The sequence below is a fragment of the Bradyrhizobium sp. USDA 4506 genome (assembly GCF_054058795.1).
In genome coordinates this window covers 818492-836181 of the sequence record NZ_JBSSBM010000002.1, presented here as the reverse complement: position 1 = coordinate 836181, position 17690 = coordinate 818492, and the positions used below count along the sequence as shown (strand labels likewise).

Below are 17690 nucleotides of genomic sequence, written 5' to 3'. Positions count from 1 at the left end.
CTTACTCTCCCCGCGATTTCCGGCGCACGCATGCCGCGCGACGACGCTCAATGCGTCAGTACGATCGACACCTGGATCTGGCCGCGTGTGCGCAACACTTCCAGCGACACCTCGTCGTCATGGCGGCGCAGCCTCAGATCGACACTGGAAGCGCCGAGCCTGAGGTCGCGCAGCACCACGTCGTTGAGGAACTCCGGCAGCCGCGGATCGCGCAAACGAATCTCGCCGCGCGCGGTGTCGAACTCGAGGCCAAGCGCAGCCTCTAGCAGCGTGAACGGCGTCGCGCTCGCCCAGGCCTGCGGTGCACAGGCCACGGGATAGAGCACCGGGCCGCGCCGGCGCTCGCGGCGGAAGCCGCAGAACAGCTCCGGCAGTCGCCGCAGTTCCATATAGCTCGCGGCGTCGAACAGGCCCTTGAACAGATGCGCGACCGAATGCTTGAGGCCGTAGCGGGCAAATCCGAGCGCGATCAGCGCATTGTCATGCGGCCAGATCGAGCCGTCGTGATAGGACATCGGGTTGTAGCGCACTTCGCCCGCGGCGACGGTGCGGATGCCCCAGCCCGAAAAGAACTTCTGACTCATCAGGTCGGCGGCGACCCGTCGCGCGCGGTCTTCCCGCACCATGCCGGAAAACAATGTCTGGCCGGCATTCGAGGTGCGCACCTTGCACGGCTGCTTGGCGCCGTCGAGCGCGACCGCATAGGTGCCGATCTCCTCGCACCAGAATGCTTCCTCGAACCGCTCGCGCAGCCGCTCGGCCTCGGCTTCCAGCTTCGCAGCCTTGTCGGCAAAGCCGAGTTTGCGCGCCGCGCGCGCGGCAAGCTGCTTGCCGGCAAACACGTAGCCCTGCACTTCCGCCAGCGCGATATTGCCCTCGGCAAGCGTACCGTCTGCGTGGAAGATGGCGTCGAACGAATCCTTCCAGCCTTGATTGCGCAGCCCCTCCTCGGTGGCGCGCTGATATTCGACAAAGCCGTCACGGTCGGGATCGCCCGGGCCGTCGATCCATTGCAAGCCGGCCTCGACCGCCGGCCACAGCTCGCGCAGCGTCTCCAAATCGCCGGTGCGCTCCAGATAGAGCCCGGCGAGCAGCACGAACAGCGGAGTCGAATCGACGCTGCCATAATAATGCGCGAACGGCACCTCACGAAGCGCGGCCATCTCGCCGCCGCGCATCTCGTGCAGGATCTTGCCTGGCGCGGCATCGGCCAGCGGATCGACCGCCTTGGCCTGGAACAGCGCGAGCCGCTTCAGCACGCCCTTGGCGATCCGCGGATCGACCCACAGCATCTGCAACGCGGTGATCAGCCCGTCGCGGCCGAACGTCGTCGAATACCAGGGAATGCCGGCATAGGGGTAACGGCCCTGCGGCGTCTCGGTCATCAGCATGTTGAGGTCGGCCATCGCCTGGCACAGCACCTCGTTGAAGATGTTGTTCGAGGTCTCGATGCTGGCTGCGCCGGCCGACGACGTCCGCATCTCGCGGCGATGCGCCAGCAGGCCGCGGAAGAACGGCACCGGCTTCTGCATGATCGGCTTGTTGCAGGAGACCGCGACGAACAGCGACGTGACTTGCCCGGGCTCGAGATCGAAATGATAGGTCGCCGCGTTGACCGACAGCCGCGTCGGCCGCGGATCGAAATGCAGCGCGGTGATCCGCGTCTGCTCGTCGAGGCCGCAATATTCCAGCACCACGTCGGTCGGGCCGAGCAGCTTGCTCGAGCCGATGCCACGCCGCGGCCGGCGCTCGCCGCGCACCTCGAACAGATCGGCAAAGTCATTGTCGAACAGCAGCGTGAGATCGAAGCTCGCGGCATGGTCGCCGTGATTCTGCAGGCCGATGCGCTGATAGGCCGTGCCGCGCCACAGGAAGATCGAGCGCACGATGTGCAGCGTGTCCTTCGGCAGCGTGAGGCGGTCGTCGCGATAGACGTCGGAATTGGTAAGGTCGACCGTCAGCGCCGAATTGTCGTCGCGCATGTTGGAGCCGAGCAGGAGCGGCTGCACGTCCTCCAGCACCATTTCCAGCCGCGCCAGGTAGCGGGTGTCGGCGTTGAACAGGCCGTCCGGCCCGCCGGCCGAGGCGCCGATGTCGCCATGGCTGTCGAGCACGATGAAGGTGTCGTCATGCTTGAGCGAGCGCCGCGGCCGCGCCGCGGGCCCGGTCATCGGAATGTAGAACGGCGATTCGGCGACGTGCTCCGTGATGCGAGCGGTGATGATCTGCGTAACGACGTCAGCTGCCATCTGAACCTCTGGCGACTTTGCTTGGCCCGTATCCTGGTTCGAACGAACGCACCGGAACGCACAAACGCACTTGACGACGCGGGGTCAGGCCGCGCTGGTGGAAAGGCGGCCCATCTCGCGCGCGACCAGGTCGCGGTAGGGGCCCCTTCCCTTCACGAGGATATCGGGCGGACCGTCCTCGACGATCCGGCCGCCCTGCAGCACAAGCACGCGGTCGAAGCTGCGCAGCGTCGCGAGGCGGTGCGCGATCGCGACCACGGTACGCCCGCGCATCAGCCGCGACAACGCTTCGCGGATCGCCTCCTCGGAATCGGCATCGAGCGCCGCGGTGGCCTCGTCGAGCAGCAGGATCGGCGCATCCTTCAGGAAGGCGCGCGCGATCGCGATGCGCTGGCGCTGGCCGCCGGAGACCTTGACGCCGCGATCGCCGACGATGGTGTTCATGCCCTCGGGCAAAGTTTCGATGAAGTCGCAGCGCGCCGCGATCGCCGCCCGCAGCACCTCGTCGTCGGTGGCGTCCGGCCGGCCGTAGCGGATGTTCTCCAGGATCGAACGGTGGAACAGCGAGATATCCTGCGGCACCACCGAGATTGCGGCGCGCAGGCTTTGCTGCGTGACGCGCGAGATGTCCTGGCCGTCGACGGTGATGTTGCCCTGCTCGACGTCGTAGAAGCGCTGCAGAAGGGTAAACAGTGTTGACTTGCCTCCGCCGGAGTGGCCGACCAGGCCGACCCGCTGGCCGGGCTGGATGCGCAGGCTGAAGCGCTCGAACACCTGCAGGCCGCCGGGATAGCGGAACGAGACATTGTTGAAGGCGATTGCCGCGCCGCTCTTCACCAGCGCCTCGGCCTCCGGATGGTCCTTCAGCTCGTGCGGCTGCAGCAGCGTCGCCAGCGCCTCAGTCAGCCGCGCGACATGCTGGGTGACGTCGACCAGCGCGACCGCGAGATCGCGGGTGGCGCTGAGGATCGAGATGCCGAGCGTGCAGACCAGCACGACATCGCCGGTGGTCGCCGCGCCCTGCTGCCAGAGACTGAGCGCCCAGGCCAGCATCGCGATGGTCAGGATGACGGTCACGCCGGCGTGAATGAGACGAAGCTTCTCGAGGTAGCGCAGGGAACGGCCACGCGCGACGAGTTCCCGATTGACGGTCGCATCGAAGCGTTCGTGCTCATAGCCGAGGCCGCAGAACGCGCGTACCAGCGGCAGGTTGTTGATGACGTCGACCATTTCGCCGTCCACGGCGGCCGCCCTGTTGGCGAAATCGTCATGCAGCGGCCGGCCGGCGGCGGCGATGCGGAACATGGCCACCACCATGGTTCCGGCGATCAGGATCAGCACTGCTGACATTGTCACGCTGACTGTTCCAACCAAGGCGATCGCCGCGAAGGTCGCGATGCAGGGCGGCAACACGTTCCATACGAACATATTCTCGACGGTGAACACCGCGTTCGAGGTCGCCGTGATCCGGCTGGTCAGCATGCCCGGCAGCCGGTCCGTGAAATAGCTCGGCGCGTGGCCGGTGAGATGGCGGAACATGTCGCGGCGAAGATCGCCGGTGACGCTGACAAAGGTGTAGCTCGCGGTCCAGCTCGCGATCCGCCACAGGAAGTTGTCGGCTGCAATCAGTGACATGAGCAGAGCGAATGCCAGCCATACGCCGTTCGCGGCCGACGGCCCTGCCGACAGCGCATCGACCAGATTCTTCACGCCGTATTGCGTGCCTACCGAGCAGGCAACCGCCGCAACAACGGCTGACAAAATCACAACATGCGACGGCAGACGCCGGCGCAGATAGCGCAACACAAAGGGAAACGGACGATGCGCGTATCCTGACAGATGGTCCATGACGTCCTGCAAAGCTGTTGAAGGTGAACGAGAAAATTCTAGTCGAAGCTCTCGCGCACGATGACGTGAAGGGCGGCGGTGGGATTCCTTGATGCAGCCATCACTGCGCAACAATTTTGCAACGCTGGCATAGGCAAAACCGTGTTGGAGCGTGATGGCATCAGCAAGACCACAGTGTGATGGAAGAAAGAAGCGGCAGATCTCCCACATCTAAGGAACCTCGCACGTGCGAGAACGTTCCCGTCTTTGGCATGTCGGTGCCATCTGAGGGCTGAGGGTAGTTCATTCCACATTACAAACAGGAGACGGAGAGATGCGCATCGCGCAGGTTGCCCCGCTGACGGAGGCTGTTCCCCCCAAGCTCTACGGCGGCACCGAACGGGTCGTGCACTGGCTGACCGAAGAACTTGTAACACTTGGACATGACGTGACGTTGTTCGCCAGTGGCGATTCTCAAACCTCCGCGAAGCTCGATGCGACCTGGCCGAAGGCACTGCGGCTCGACGGCTCGGTCCGCGATCCCAATGCGCTCCACATGGTGATGCTGGAACGCGTGCGGCAGAAGGCCGACGACGAGGAGTTCGACTTCCTGCACTGCCATCTCGACTATTATCCGTGGTCGCTGTTCGCGCGGCAGCCGACGCCGTTCGTCACCACCTTGCACGGACGGCTCGACCTGCCGGAACATCAGCCGGTCTTCAACACCTTCTCGAAGATTCCGGTGATCTCGATCTCCAACGCGCAGCGGCGGCCGGTGCCGCAGGCGCATTGGGTGCGCACCATCCATCACGGCCTACCGGAGAATCTGCTGACGCCGCAACCGGCGAAGCCGTCCTATCTCGCGGTACTCGGGCGCATCGCGCCGGAGAAAGGCGTCGATCGCGCGATCAAGATCGCAACCCGCTGCGGCATTCCGCTGAGGATCGCGGCTAAGGTGGATCGTGCCGACCAGGAATATTACGATGAGTTGATCAAGCCGCTGATCACCAGCAACCCGTTGGTCGAGTTCATCGGCGAAATCAGCGACCGCGAGAAGCCGGATTTTCTCAGCGGCGCGATCGGGCTCCTGGTTCCGATCGACTGGCCGGAGCCGTTCGGCCTCGTGATGATCGAAGCGATGGCCTGCGGCACGCCCGTCATCGCCTATAACCGCGGCTCGGTGCCGGAGATCATCGAGGATGGCCTGACCGGCTTCATCGTCGAGGACGAGATCAGTGCGATCTCCTCCGTCGGCCGCCTAGGAACGCTCAATCGCGACGCGATCCGCAAGCAGTTCGAGACCCGCTTCACCGCGCGGCGCATGGCGCTCGACTATCTCGCCGCCTTCCGCGGCCTGATGGAAGCCGAGCCGCGCTTCAAGCTGGTGGCCAGCGCAGAGTAGCAGTTGCAGCGGCCGATCGAATGATCCGGCGGGCCGGCCGGCACCATCCGTGCCGGTCCGTCGGGTCGTTCGATTGTCAATAATACCGTCGTGCGCGGCGGCAACTCTCACGCAGCAAAACACTACGCATGCCCGCGTCGCACGATTGCTGCGACGCACCAGCGATGACAGGTTTCCCCATCAGTTCGGCTGATATCGCCTTTGCGAATGCCGAATTACGTGCTCTTATGCGCCGCGCTTGAGCAAAAAATAATAAGCGAGCGGACGGAGCAACCGTGCCGTGATCGCGCAGGGGGGAACGCCATGACAGGGGACCGCAAGCCGTCGGCCATTAATAATGCCGCACCGACCAAAGCCTCACAAAACAAGCTGAACCGCCGCAAGTTCCTCGCCAAGACCGGCGGCGTGCTGGCGGCAGGCGCGTTCGGCGCCGTTCCGCTGCGCGGCTGGGCGGCCGATCCGATCAACATCGGCGCGCTCTATCCGACCACCGGCAGCATGGCGCAGATCGGCGTCGGCTGCGTGGCTGCGGCCAAGCTCGCGGTCGACATGGTCAACGAGGCCGGCGGCATCAAGTCGCTCGGCGGCGCCAAGCTCAACCTCATCGTCTCGGACGTGCAGAGCGACACCACGGTGACGCGCACCGAAACCGACCGCCTGATCACGGGCAACAAGCTGTCGGCGATCCATGGCTGCTATGCCAGCGCGCTGACCTTGATCGCGAGCGAAGTCTGTGAACGGGCGAAGGTCCCGATCATCACCGGATCGAGCTCCGACCAGCTCAACAAGGGGCGCACCTACACCTTCACGCCGTTCGCACGCGCCTCGCAGTTTGCCAAGGCCCAGCTGCAGATGGCCAAGCTGGTCAGTAAGCAGGCCAAGGTCGCCGTCATTTTCGAGAACACCGCGTTCGGCACCTCGACATCGAACGGGCTGAAGGAGCTGGCGCCGGGCGAAGGCGTCGAGATCGTGATGTTCGAGCCCTACTCGGCCGGCTTCACCGACGCGAGCCCGCTGATCAACAAGGTCAAGGCCTCCGGCGCCAACACGCTGTTCTCACTGTCCTATCTCAACGACCTCATCCTGATCGTGCGCACCGTGAAGCAGGTCGGGCTCAACATTGCGATCAACGGCGGCTCCGGCGGCTTCGTGATGCCGGACTTCTACAAGAATGTCGGCAATGCCGCCGAGGGCCTGCAGGGCGTTGCGCACTGGAACCACGACGTCAGCGACGACGCGCAGAAGGTGAATGTCGAATTCAAGAAGCGCACCGGCGAGTTCGCGTTCGAATATGCCGGCGGCCTGGTCGCGCAGACCTTCATGCTGGCCGACGCGCTGGAGCGCGCCGCCTCCGCCGATCCCAAGAAGGTGCGCGAGGCGCTCTCGACGCTCGATGTTTCCTCGGGCTTCGCTGCGATGGCGCCGGGCGGCAAGGTGAAGTTCGGGCCGGACGGCAAGAACGTTTACGGCCGCCCGGTCGGCGTGCAGTGGCAAAACACCGATCTCGTCAGCGTCTTCCCGAAAGAAGACGCCCGCGCCCCGCTGATGAAGACCTGAACCGCGGTCGCATCGCATGTGGGAGACACTAGCCCAGGCCGTGATCAACGGCCTGCTCATCGGCGGCATCTACGCGCTTGTCAGCATCGGCGTCACGCTGATCTTCGGCGTGGTCAAGATCGTCAACTTCGCCCAGGGCGAGTTCGTGATGATCGGGATGTATATCTCGTTCTTCCTCGCCACCCAGTTCGGCATCGATCCGCTGGTCTCGCTCGTGGTCTCGATGCCGGTGCTGTTCCTCGCCGGCGTCCTGATCCAGCATTTCCTGATCCGCAGGGTGCTGGGGCCGAACGACATGCCGCAGATCTTCCTGACCTTCGCGCTGTCGCTGTTGCTGCTCAATCTCTCGCTGATGTTGTTCAGCGCCAACTACCGCACCGTCCACACGTCCTATTCGGATGCGGCGTGGCATATCGGCGGGCTGTACATCCCGGTGGCGAAACTGATCGCCTTCGCGGTCGCGATGGCGCTGAGCGGGCTGCTGTGGGTATTCCTGCACACCACCGATCTCGGCCGCGCCATGCGCGCCGCGTCGCAGAACCGCGACGTCGCGATGCTGATGGGGATCAATCCCAACCGCGTGTTCGCGGTCGCGTTCGGCACCGCGCTGGCGCTCGCGGGCGCCGCCGGCTCGCTGCTGATGCCGTTCTATTCAGCCTATCCGTTTGTCGGCCAGGTGTTTGTGCTGATGGCGTTCGTCGCCGTGGTGATGGGCACGCTCGGCAATGTGATGGGCGCGCTGATCGCAAGCCTGATGATGGGCGTCGCGGAATCGCTCGGCATCCAGTTCGTCGGCGCCGATTCCGGCCTGATCGTGGTGTTTGCGCTGCTGCTGCTGACGCTTGCCTTCAGGCCGAGCGGGCTCGGCGCCAGGAGGGGCCGGTGATGCAGACGTCCAGCAACATGAAATGGCTGTGGCTCGCGATCGGGGCCGTCGTCATGCTCGCCTTGCCCCAGCTCGTCACCTCCTCGTTCGCGATCGACATCTTCATCCGCATCCTGCTGTTCTCCTTCATCGGCGTCGCCTGGAACCTGATGGGCGGCTACGCCAAGCAGCTGTCGCTCGGCCACGCCGCCTATTTCGGGCTCGGCGCCTACACCTCCACCATCATGCAGGTGAACTACGGCATCTCGCCCTGGATCGGGATGATCGCGGGCGGCGTGGTCGCGATGCTCGCAAGCCTGCCGATCGGCTGGCTCTGCTTCCGTCTGCGCGGCCCCTATTTCACCATCGCCACCATTGCGACCGCCCAGGTGCTGATGCTGATCTTCCTCAAGTTCCGCGACTTCGCCTGGGGCGCCGAAGGCACCACGATCCCGAACCTCGGCAGTGCGCCGTTGATGATGCAGTTCGAGGAAAAGTCGTCGTACTATTACGTCGTGCTCGGCCTGCTCGTGGTCGGGCTGTGGATCACCCACAGAATCGAGAAATCCTGGATCGGCTACTATCTCGTCGCGATCGGCGAGGATGAGGACGCCGCCGAGGCGGTCGGCGTCAACGCGCCGAAGGTCAAGCGCGACATCTACATGATCAGCGCGTTCCTGACCGCGCTCGCCGGCACCTTCTACACGCAATACATCTACTTCATCGATCCCGCGACCGCGTTCAGCTTCAACGTCTCGATCGAGGCGGCGCTGGTGTCGATCGTCGGCGGCATCGGCACGCTGTGGGGACCGGTGATCGGCACCGTGCTGCTTGAGACCACCTCGGCGCTGCTGCAAAGCTGGCTCGGCAGCTCGGTCGGCGGCATCCAGCTCACGGTCTACAGCCTGATCCTAATGGCTGTCATCCTGTGGCGGCCGACCGGACTGATCGGGTTCGCGACCGACATCTATCACCGCACCGCCCGGCGCAAGCCGGCGCGCGCCTGAGGTCGTCGCGATGGCAGAAGCACTGGTCATCAAGGGTCTCAGCAAGCGCTTTGGCGGCCTGCGCGCCGTGCAGGACGTCAGCTTCACGGTGCAGGAGAACGAGACGGTCGCGCTGATCGGGCCGAACGGCGCCGGCAAGACCACGAGCTTTCATTTGATCACGGGATTTCATCGGCCGGATTCCGGCTCGGTGCTCGCCTTCGGTCATGAGATCGTGGGGCTCAAGCCGCATGATGTCTGCGCGCTGGGCCTTGCCCGCACCTTCCAGGTGGCAAAGCCGTTCGGCGCGATGACCGTGCTCGCCAATGTGATGACCGGCGCGTTCCTGCGCGACCGGCATATCGCGGCCGCGCGCAACAAGGCGCTCGAGGCGATCGAGTTCGTCGGCCTCTCCGCCAAAGAGCAGACCCCGGCCAAGGACCTCACCACCATCGACCAGCGCCGGCTGGAAATGGCCCGCGCGCTGGCAACGCAGCCAAAGATCCTGCTGCTCGACGAGGTGATGGCCGGACTCAACCCGGCCGAGATCGACCAGGCGGTGGCGCTGGTGAAGAAGCTCTCCGCCAGCGGCCTCACCATCGTGATCGTCGAGCATGTGATGCGCGCGATCATGGCGGTGGCTCGCCACATCGTGGTGCTCGACCACGGCCAGAAGATCGCCGAGGGCGCGCCGAAGGAGATCGTGGAGAATCCGGAAGTGATCCGCGCCTATCTCGGCTCCTATGTGCATCCGCCGGCGCAGGGAGACGCCCATGCTTGAGCTCTCGCGCGTCAGCGCCAGCTACGGCTCGGTCCCTGCCATCACCGATGTCAGCATCTCCATTGGCGAGGGCGAAGCCGTCGGCCTGTTAGGTGCCAACGGTGCCGGCAAGAGCACGACGCTGCGCGCCGTCTCCGGCCTCGTCAAGCTGTTCGGCGGCAAGGTCACGTTCGACGGCGTCGACCTCGCCACGCTGCCGCCCTACCGGATCCCCGAGCTCGGCATCGCGCATGTGCCGGAAGGCCGCCAGGTGTTCCCGGAAATGACGGTGCAGGAGAATCTCGAGATCGGCGCCTACACGCCGAAGGCCAAGGCGGATCGCGCGCGCACGATGGAGCTCGTCTACAGCATCTTCCCGCGGCTCGCCGACCGCAGGAAACAGCTCGCCGGCACCATGAGCGGCGGCGAGCAGCAGATGGTCGCGGTCGGCCGCGGGCTGATGCTGAAGCCCCGCCTTCTGATGCTGGACGAGCCCTCGCTCGGCCTCGCGCCCGTCATGACCGACGTGACCTTCGAGAAGATCGGCGAGATCCACAAAATGGGCACCGCGATCCTCTTGGTCGAGCAGAATGTCAGCCGCGCGCTGTCGCTGGTGCAGCGCGCCTATGTGCTGGAAAGCGGCAACGTGATCATGCAGGGCACCAGCGCCGAGCTCGCGGGCAACAAGCAGGTACAGGCGGCGTATCTCGGGATTTGAGATAGCGGGCGGCAATTCCCTGTCATTGCGAGCGAAGCGAAGCAATCCATACCTCCGCTTGTGGAGAGGTGGATTGCTTCGTCGCTCCGCTCCTCGCAATGACGCCTTGCCCGCTTGCAGTCATCCCGTCATCCTGAGGTGCGAGCGCAGCGAGCCTCGAAGGATGCACGGCCACCAGCCGGGCTGTCGCCCTTCGAGACGCCGCTGCGCGGCTCCTCAGGGTGACGGTCGTTGTTCTGTATGTGCGGCTCTACGTCACCGCCGCCCGCTTCGGCTCGACGATCTCGAACATCCGCGGGAATTCGTCCATCAGTGCCATCAATTCACCGAGCCGCTGTGGCTCGCCTGATGCCTTGATCCTTCCGGCACCGACGGCGTCCGGAAACGTGGTCCGCTTGGCGATGACCTCGTCCAGCACGCTGCGCGCCAGCGTGAAGCTCGCCTGCGCATCGGCCGCCTGCGCACCCCTAACGTAGGTCAGGGCTGAATTCTCGAGATTGAGCACGAAGGTCTCGCCGGTATCGGTGAAGCTCCAGTTCAGCACGATGCGCTTGCCCTCGGCCTTGGGGCCGTTGAGGCGGATGCCGAGCACGTCCCAGAGCTGCTCGGTGCGCAGCGCAGCCAGCGTCTCGCGCGGCATCGGCGACCTCGGCGGTACCTTCGGCATGCCCTGCCGCAGTTCCTGCGCGCCGAACAGATAGGCGTTGCGCCAGGTCGAGCTTTCCGCGGCATAGCCGAGCTGCTCGAACGTGTCGGCGAGGAGCGAACGCGCGGCCTGATTATCAGGCTCGGCGAACACGAGATGGCTGACGGCCTGCGCCACGAAGCGGAATTCGCCGTTGGCAAAATCCGCCGCGGCGCGTTTCAGGATCGCGTCGGCGCCGCCCATATACTCGACATATTTCTTGCCGGCCTCGACCGGCGGTAGCGGATCGAGGTTGACCGGATTGGCGTCGTACCAGCCGAGATATTTCTGGTAGATCGCCTTCACATTGTGCCTGATGTGGCCGTAGTAGCCGCGGCCGTGCCAGGCGCCCTCCAGACTCTGCGGCAGGCGGATCGTCTCGGCGATCTCGGCCGCGTTGAGGCCGTGGTTCATCAGCCGGATGGTCTGATCATGGGCGTATTTGTAGAGGTCGCGCTGCTCGCGGATCATGGCGTCGATCCGCTCCCGCCCCCACACCGGCCAGTGGTGCTGGCCGCACATCGCTTCGGCCATACCGCCCCACATTTGCAGCGCCTCGCCGAGATATTTCGACCAGGCCAGCGCATCGCGTACATCGGCGCCGCGGAACGGCAGCAGATTGTGGAAGTTGTGGGTGCAATTTTCGGCGAGGTTCAACAGCTTGTAGCGCGAGATGAAGAAATGCATCTCCGCCGGCGCTTCGCTGTTCGGCGCCATCTGGAATTCGAACCCGACGCCGTCGATCACGCGCTTGTCGCCGGTGGCGATGATCAAATCGGTCGGCCGCAGCAGCGCCACGCCGCCTGCCGCCATGGTCTTGCCGAGACCGCAATCGACATGCCCGCGCACGCCCTTGGCGAGGAACGGCCCGAACTGGTATTGCGCACGGCGCAGCATCGCCGGCCCAGCGATGATGTTCTCGGAGACCGCGTGCTCCATGAAAAAGTTCGGCGCGATGATCGGTACGTCCGCCGCCAGCATGGCGTCGTCGAGCACGCCGCGCGCGCCGCCCCAGTGGTCGGTGTGTGTATGCGTGAAGATCACGGCGGCAACCGGCCGCTTGCCGCGATGCTGGAAGTACAGCTCCATCGCGGCGCGCGCGCCCTCGATCGAGGTCAGCGTGTCGACCACGATGACGCCCGTGTCACCCTCGATGAGCGTCATGTTGGCGATGTCGAGGCCGCGCACCTGGTAGACACCCGGCACCACCTCGAACAGGCCGTGATGCATGTTGAGCCGCGACTGCCGCCACAGGCTCGGATCGACGGTCGCGGGCGCTTTCTCCGCTGACAGGAATCCGTAAGGCTCGAGACTCCAGACCACCCTGCCCTGGGCCGAGGTGACGCGTGCGTTCTCGATGGTGCCGAGAAAGCCCCGCGCGGCGTCGTCGAAATCCCTGGTGTCGGCAAACGGCAGCGCCTTCAGCGTCGCCGCGTGCTGCGCGATGACCGGCGCGGATGCTGCCTTCGGACCTTCATGCGACGCTTCACCTGCGGTTGGCTGGGTCATTACTTAAGCACTCCTCGTTTGGCGAACATCAGTTTCGATCGCGCTCCCCTCAGCGGAATTGCACGCCCTCGAACTGGCCGCTGCGGCGCCAGCCGTCGATATATTTGAAGTAGGCCAGCGCGCCCGACGGATGGCCGACATTGAGCTTTGCAGCGGGACCCGGCTCGCGCCCCTCATTGTTGTAGTAACCGGGCGTGCAATCCGGTCCGCCGATCATCCGCCCGACGCCAGTCAGCAGCAGCTCGACCCAGCGATCCTCGGCTTCCTTGCTGACCTCGATTTCCTTGAAGCCGTTGTCCTGCGCGTGGCCGACCATCAGCGCGATGGTCCGCGCCGCTTCCGTCAGGTTGTGCGGCACGTTGGAGATCAGATTGGCGCCCTGGGTCGGCTGCACGAAGAACGCGTTGGGGAAGCCGTGCACGTGGATGCCGTGCTTGGTACGCATGCCCTCGGCCCAGTGCTCCGACAGCTTGACGCCGTCGCGGCCGGTCAGATCGAAGCCCGCGCGCCGCTTGTACTCGGTACCGACCTCAAAGCCGGACGCATAGATGATGCAGTCGAGCGCGTATTCCTTGCCCGCAACGACGATCCCGTTCTCGGTGATCTCCTCGACGCCCTTGCCGTCGGTATCGACCAGATGGGTGCCCGGCGTATTGAACGCCTGCAGATAGGCGTCGTGGAAGCATGGCCGCTTGCAGAGCTGGCCGTACCAGGCCTTGAGATTCCTGGCAGTGTGGGCATCGCGGACGATGGAGTCGACTCGGTTGCGGATTTCCTCCATCTTCTCGAAGTCGGAATCCTCGAATGCGGCCCGCATGTTCTCCACGCTTCGCTGCTCGCGCGGCAGCAGCATGATCTTGGCGCGGATCCGCTTCGACAGGTCGGTCCAGCCGTCCTGCACCAGATCTTCCTCGGCCGATCCGCCGGCCTGGTTGGCGGTGAAATTCTCCAGCCAGCGCTGTTGCCAGCCCGGCGTCGCGATCTCGGCAAACCAGTCGGGATCGATCGGCCCATTGCCGCGCACGTCGACCGACGATGGCGTGCGCTGGAATACGTAGAGCTCCTTGCAGGCGCGCGCGAGGTGGGGAATGCATTGCACCGAGGTCGCGCCGGTGCCGATGATGCCGACGCGCTTGTCGGCAAGCCTCTCCATCAGCGCGCCCGCAGGGTTACCGCCGGTGTAGTCGTAATCCCAGCGGCTGGTGTGGAACGAGTGGCCCTTGAAGCGCTCGATGCCGGGAATGCCGGGCAGCTTCGGCACGTGCAGCGGGCCGGTGCCGATGCCGACATATTGCGCGGTGAACGCGTCGCCCCGCGTGGTGCGGATGATCCAGCGCGATTGCGCCGTGTCCCAATCGAGGCTCGTCACCTCGGTGTGGAACAGCGCATTGTCGTAGAGATTGAATTGCCTCCCGATCCGCTGGCAGTGCGCGAGGATCTCCGGCGCATGCGCGTATTTCTCGGACGGCATGTGGCCGGTCTCTTCGAGCAGCGGCATGTAGACCATCGAGGCCGTATCGCATTGCGCGCCGGGATACCGGTTCCAGTACCACGTGCCGCCGAAATCGCCGCCCTTCTCGACAATGCGGACGTCCTTGATGCCGGCCTCGGTCAGCCGCGCCGCGGTGGCGAGCCCGGCGAAACCGCCGCCGATAAAGACGAAGGTGACGTGATCGGTCTTCGGCGCGCGCTCAACGACCGGCGTGTAGGGATCGTCGAGATAATGCGCGAGCTGGCCCTTGATCTGGAGATACTGGTCATTGCCGTCGGGACGCAGCCGCTTGTTGCGCTCCTCCTGATACTTCAGGCGCAGCCTCTCCTTGTCGATCGCGGCGCGCTTTGCGTCTCGGGCTTGCTCGGTCATCGGGAGGCGCCTCGCTCCAGCGGTTCCTTGTCCTTATTCCCCGCAGATAAACCGATATCGACACGATTTGCAAATTCATTCCGATATATTGACAAATCTGGCCATCTGAGACCAATATTCCGTATGACAGCATCTTCCCCTGCCGAGGTTCAGGCGGATCCGTCCTTTGCGACCACCCTGGCGCATGGCCTCGACGTGCTGGCGGCGTTTCGCCGTCATCCGGGCTCGCTGTCGAACGCCGAACTTGCGTTGCATACCGGCCTGTCGCGGCCGACGGTGTCGCGGCTGACCTACACGCTCGAGCAGCTCGGCTATCTCAGGCGCGACGCCAAGGGCCGCTTCGTGCTTGGGCTGGGCGCGCTCGCCGCCGCCTATCCTGTGTTGTCCGCGCTGAAGGTGCGTCAGCTGGCGCGTCCGCTGATGCGCGACTTCGCGACCTATGCCGGCGGCACGGTGTCGATCGCGATGCCGTTCGGCATCGACTTCATCTATGTCGAGACGCTGCGCACGACGGATACGGCGCCGCACGTGCCCGACGTCGGCTTTGTCAGCACGCTGGCGCCGACCGCGGTGGGGCGCGCCCTGCTGTCGCTGTTCACCGAGCAAGAGCTCGGCGCCTATGTCGCGCGCGTCAAGGCCGAGCGCCCCGACGAGTTCGACTACGTGCAGAAGCGCACGTTGCCCGACATCGAATTGTGCCGCGAGCGCGGCTTTGCCGTCTCGCTCGGCGAATGGCGGCGCGAGATCTTCGGCGTCGCCGCCCCGCTCTATCGCACGCCGACCGGCGAATGCCTGTCGGTCAATTGCGGCGTCCCCTCCTTCCGCTTCAGCGCCGAGCAGATCGAGCGCGAATGCGGCCCGCGCATCCTCGGACTAGCCCGCAGCATCCGCGCTCTGGTGGAGGAAGGCTAGCCCGAGAACCGGCGGCCGCCGCTTCACCTCGCCCCGCGTGCGGGGAGAGGTCGGAACGCATCGTTAGATGGGTTCCGGGTGAGGGGGAGCCTCCGCAAACGCAACTATCACTGTATTCGCGGAAGCAGCCCCTCATCCCACCCTCTCCCCGCGAAGAGCGGGGCGAGGGAGCCCAGCCCCTTCGCCACTCGACGCGACAATACCACGCTCTACTCATGCGATGCCGGCCCGCTGTCGCGATAGGCCCACAGGCATTCGCGCGGCAACGCGACCTGTGCCTCGACGCCGACCTGATGGCGCGCGGCGGTGCCGAGTTCGATCGCTTCCAGCCGCTTGCCGAACAGCTCGATGCCGTAGGCGGTCTGGGTGCCCTGATATCTGCGGTCGAGCACCTTTGCCGAGAACGTGTTGGCGCCGTCGGGCCGGCCGATCGCGATGTTCTCGGGCCGCAGCGCGATCCGCACTTTCTCGTCGGGCTTGAGCGCCTGGCACAGCGCGACCTCCCCTTGCCGGCCGTCACCGAAATCGACCACCCCATAGCGGCCATTGCATGTGACGAGCGTGCCCGCGAGCTCGTTGGTTGCGCCGGTGAAATTGGCGACGAACAGATCGGCCGGACGGTTGTAGATCACGTCGGGCGTGTCCATCTGCAATAGCTTGCCGTCGCGCATCACGCCGATCCGGTCGCCGAGCACGACCGCCTCGGCCTGGTCATGGGTGACGTAGAGCGCGGTCATCCCGGTCTGCTTGAGGATGACGCGAAGGTCGTCGCGCAGCCGCAGGCGCAGTTTGGCATCGAGGTTCGACAGCGGCTCGTCGAGCAGCAACAGTTGCGGCCGGTACACCATGCTGCGCGCCAGCGCGACGCGCTGCATCTGGCCGCCCGACAGCGCCACCACCGGCCGGTCGGCATAGTCGGACAGTCCGACCAGCGCCAGCGCCTCCTCGACCATGCGAGCAGCATCGGTGCGCCCGATCTTGCGGTGCTTCAGCGGATAGATCACGTTCTGCCGCACCGTCATATGAGGCCACACCGCATAGGACTGGAACACCATGCCGAGATCGCGCGAACGCGGCGGCACGAGGATGCCGCTTGCCGGCGAGGAGACCACCCGCCCGGAAATGCTGATCTCGCCGCCGGTCGGATGCTCGAGCCCGGCGACGCAGCGCAGCGTCGTGGTCTTGCCGCAGCCGGACGGCCCCAGCAGCACCACGATCTCGCCGGCCGGCACGCCAAAGCTGACGCCGTCGATGGCCGGGCGGCCGATCGAGAACTGCTTCCTGAGATCGGTGACTTCGAGCGTCGCCGTCATCGCTGCACCATCAGCCTATTGCCGGTAGCCAAACGTCTTGTCCCAGTCCGCGACCCACGCCGCATGCAGCTTCACATACTCGTCGAACTTCGGATACCAGAGCTTGACCACCTTTGGATCGAACCCCTCCGGATATGCCGGCGGCGCCTTCAGGGATGTGAGATTGCCGAGCTCCTTGATCATGAAGGTCTGCCCTTCCTTGGACAGACACCAGTTCAAGAACAGCTTTGCTGCATTGGGATGGGCTGCCGTCTTCGGAATGCCGGTCGCGTAGGGATTGACCGGAGCGCCTTCAGGCGGAAAGAAGATCTCGATCGGCGCGCCGTCCTTCTTCTTCTGGTAGATCACGTTGTAGAGCAGCGGCGCGATCGCGATCTCGCCGCGCACCAGCGCATCGGCCGTCGGCGCGCCGGAGGGATACAGCACCGGATGGGTCGCCGCCTGCTTGGCCCAATAGTCTTCGCCGAGCACCTGGCGCTCGAACATGATCCGCGTCCAGGTGGTGCCGCCGGACTGCGCGAACACCTGCCCGATCAATTTGTCATACTGCGGCTTGGTCAGGTCCATCCAGGATTTCGGCGGGTCCTTCACCAGCTCGGTGTTGTAGGCGATCGACCAGGCGATCGTCGCGCGCGGCCAGTATTTCGGCGAGATCAGCGCGTGCGGATCGTAATCGGCCGCGTTCGGCGGCGCGTAATCCTGGAACAGGTCTTCCAGCGGCTGCATCAGCGCGCGGTCGGAATGGTCGACGACGTCGGCGATCAGCTTGCCGGCCGCGGCCTCAGTCTTCACGCGGGTGATCAGCTGGCCGCCGGGCGCCCGGACCATCTCGACCTTGATCTCGGGAAAGCGCTTATTGAAGGCCTTGATGACCTGCTGCTCGATCTCGGCGAAGTTCGCGGTGTAGTAGACGAGCTTGCCTTCGGACTTGGCCGCCGCGATCAACTCCGCCGAGCCGAACTCCTGCGCCTGTGCCGCAGGCGCCAATGCAAGCGTCGCCACGCTTGCCAAGGCCAGTGTGGTGAAGGTTCGTCTATCCATCG

At 65.0% G+C, this 17690-nt stretch carries 13 protein-coding genes; 7 read left to right on the top strand and 6 right to left on the bottom strand.

Annotated elements, in window-relative coordinates:
• Nucleotides 1–47: 47 nt before the first annotated feature.
• Nucleotides 48–2249, bottom strand: a complete 2202-nt coding sequence (locus ACVIHF_RS06275) for an amylo-alpha-1,6-glucosidase (protein ID WP_253609719.1) — start codon at nucleotides 2247–2249, stop codon at nucleotides 48–50.
• 84 nt (nucleotides 2250–2333) lie between these two features.
• Complete coding sequence (locus ACVIHF_RS06270; RefSeq protein WP_076827043.1) at nucleotides 2334–4097, bottom strand: ABC transporter ATP-binding protein; 1764 nt, start codon at nucleotides 4095–4097, stop codon at nucleotides 2334–2336.
• Nucleotides 4098–4410: 313 nt separating this feature from the next.
• Here ACVIHF_RS06270 and ACVIHF_RS06265 point away from each other — a divergent pair, with 313 nt between their 5' ends.
• The 6 genes from ACVIHF_RS06265 (at nucleotide 4411) to ACVIHF_RS06240 (ending at nucleotide 10364) form a co-directional block, all read left to right on the top strand.
• On the top strand, nucleotides 4411–5478 hold the full coding sequence (locus tag ACVIHF_RS06265) for a glycosyltransferase family 4 protein (protein WP_057017535.1): 1068 nt from the start codon (nucleotides 4411–4413) through the stop codon (nucleotides 5476–5478).
• 303 nt (nucleotides 5479–5781) lie between these two features.
• Nucleotides 5782–7035, top strand: a complete 1254-nt coding sequence (locus tag ACVIHF_RS06260) for an ABC transporter substrate-binding protein (protein ID WP_253609720.1) — start codon at nucleotides 5782–5784, stop codon at nucleotides 7033–7035.
• A gap of 16 nt (nucleotides 7036–7051) precedes the next feature.
• Nucleotides 7052–7921 carry a branched-chain amino acid ABC transporter permease gene (locus ACVIHF_RS06255; RefSeq protein WP_028334343.1) on the top strand — a complete coding sequence of 290 codons (870 nt, stop codon included), beginning with the start codon at nucleotides 7052–7054 and terminating at the stop codon, nucleotides 7919–7921.
• On the top strand, nucleotides 7921–8907 hold the full coding sequence (locus ACVIHF_RS06250) for a branched-chain amino acid ABC transporter permease (RefSeq protein ID WP_057017537.1): 987 nt from the start codon (nucleotides 7921–7923) through the stop codon (nucleotides 8905–8907). Before ACVIHF_RS06255 ends, ACVIHF_RS06250 begins: the two co-directional genes overlap by 1 nt.
• A 10-nt stretch (nucleotides 8908–8917) precedes the next feature.
• Nucleotides 8918–9667: an ABC transporter ATP-binding protein gene (locus tag ACVIHF_RS06245; RefSeq protein ID WP_253609721.1), complete on the top strand. Its 750-nt coding sequence runs from the start codon at nucleotides 8918–8920 to the stop codon at nucleotides 9665–9667.
• Complete coding sequence (locus ACVIHF_RS06240) at nucleotides 9660–10364, top strand: ABC transporter ATP-binding protein (protein ID WP_253609722.1); 705 nt, start codon at nucleotides 9660–9662, stop codon at nucleotides 10362–10364. Before ACVIHF_RS06245 ends, ACVIHF_RS06240 begins: the two co-directional genes overlap by 8 nt.
• A 250-nt stretch (nucleotides 10365–10614) precedes the next feature.
• On the opposite strand, the gene ACVIHF_RS06235 is transcribed toward ACVIHF_RS06240, so the two are convergent.
• Nucleotides 10615–12558, bottom strand: a complete 1944-nt coding sequence (locus ACVIHF_RS06235; protein ID WP_456791868.1) for an alkyl/aryl-sulfatase — start codon at nucleotides 12556–12558, stop codon at nucleotides 10615–10617.
• Between the two features lie 49 nt (nucleotides 12559–12607).
• Nucleotides 12608–14422, bottom strand: a complete 1815-nt coding sequence (locus tag ACVIHF_RS06230) for a flavin-containing monooxygenase (protein WP_253609724.1) — start codon at nucleotides 14420–14422, stop codon at nucleotides 12608–12610.
• A gap of 123 nt (nucleotides 14423–14545) precedes the next feature.
• Between ACVIHF_RS06230 and ACVIHF_RS06225 the strand changes: the two genes are divergently transcribed.
• A complete protein-coding gene (locus tag ACVIHF_RS06225; protein ID WP_253609725.1) occupies nucleotides 14546–15334 on the top strand; it encodes an IclR family transcriptional regulator in 789 nt (262 codons plus the stop codon).
• A gap of 209 nt (nucleotides 15335–15543) precedes the next feature.
• Here ACVIHF_RS06225 and ACVIHF_RS06220 read toward each other — a convergent pair whose 3' ends face one another.
• Complete coding sequence (locus tag ACVIHF_RS06220) at nucleotides 15544–16647, bottom strand: ABC transporter ATP-binding protein (RefSeq protein WP_253587484.1); 1104 nt, start codon at nucleotides 16645–16647, stop codon at nucleotides 15544–15546.
• 15 nt (nucleotides 16648–16662) lie between these two features.
• Nucleotides 16663–17688, bottom strand: a complete 1026-nt coding sequence (locus ACVIHF_RS06215; protein WP_229162364.1) for an ABC transporter substrate-binding protein — start codon at nucleotides 17686–17688, stop codon at nucleotides 16663–16665.
• Between the last annotated feature and the right edge of the window lie 2 nt (nucleotides 17689–17690).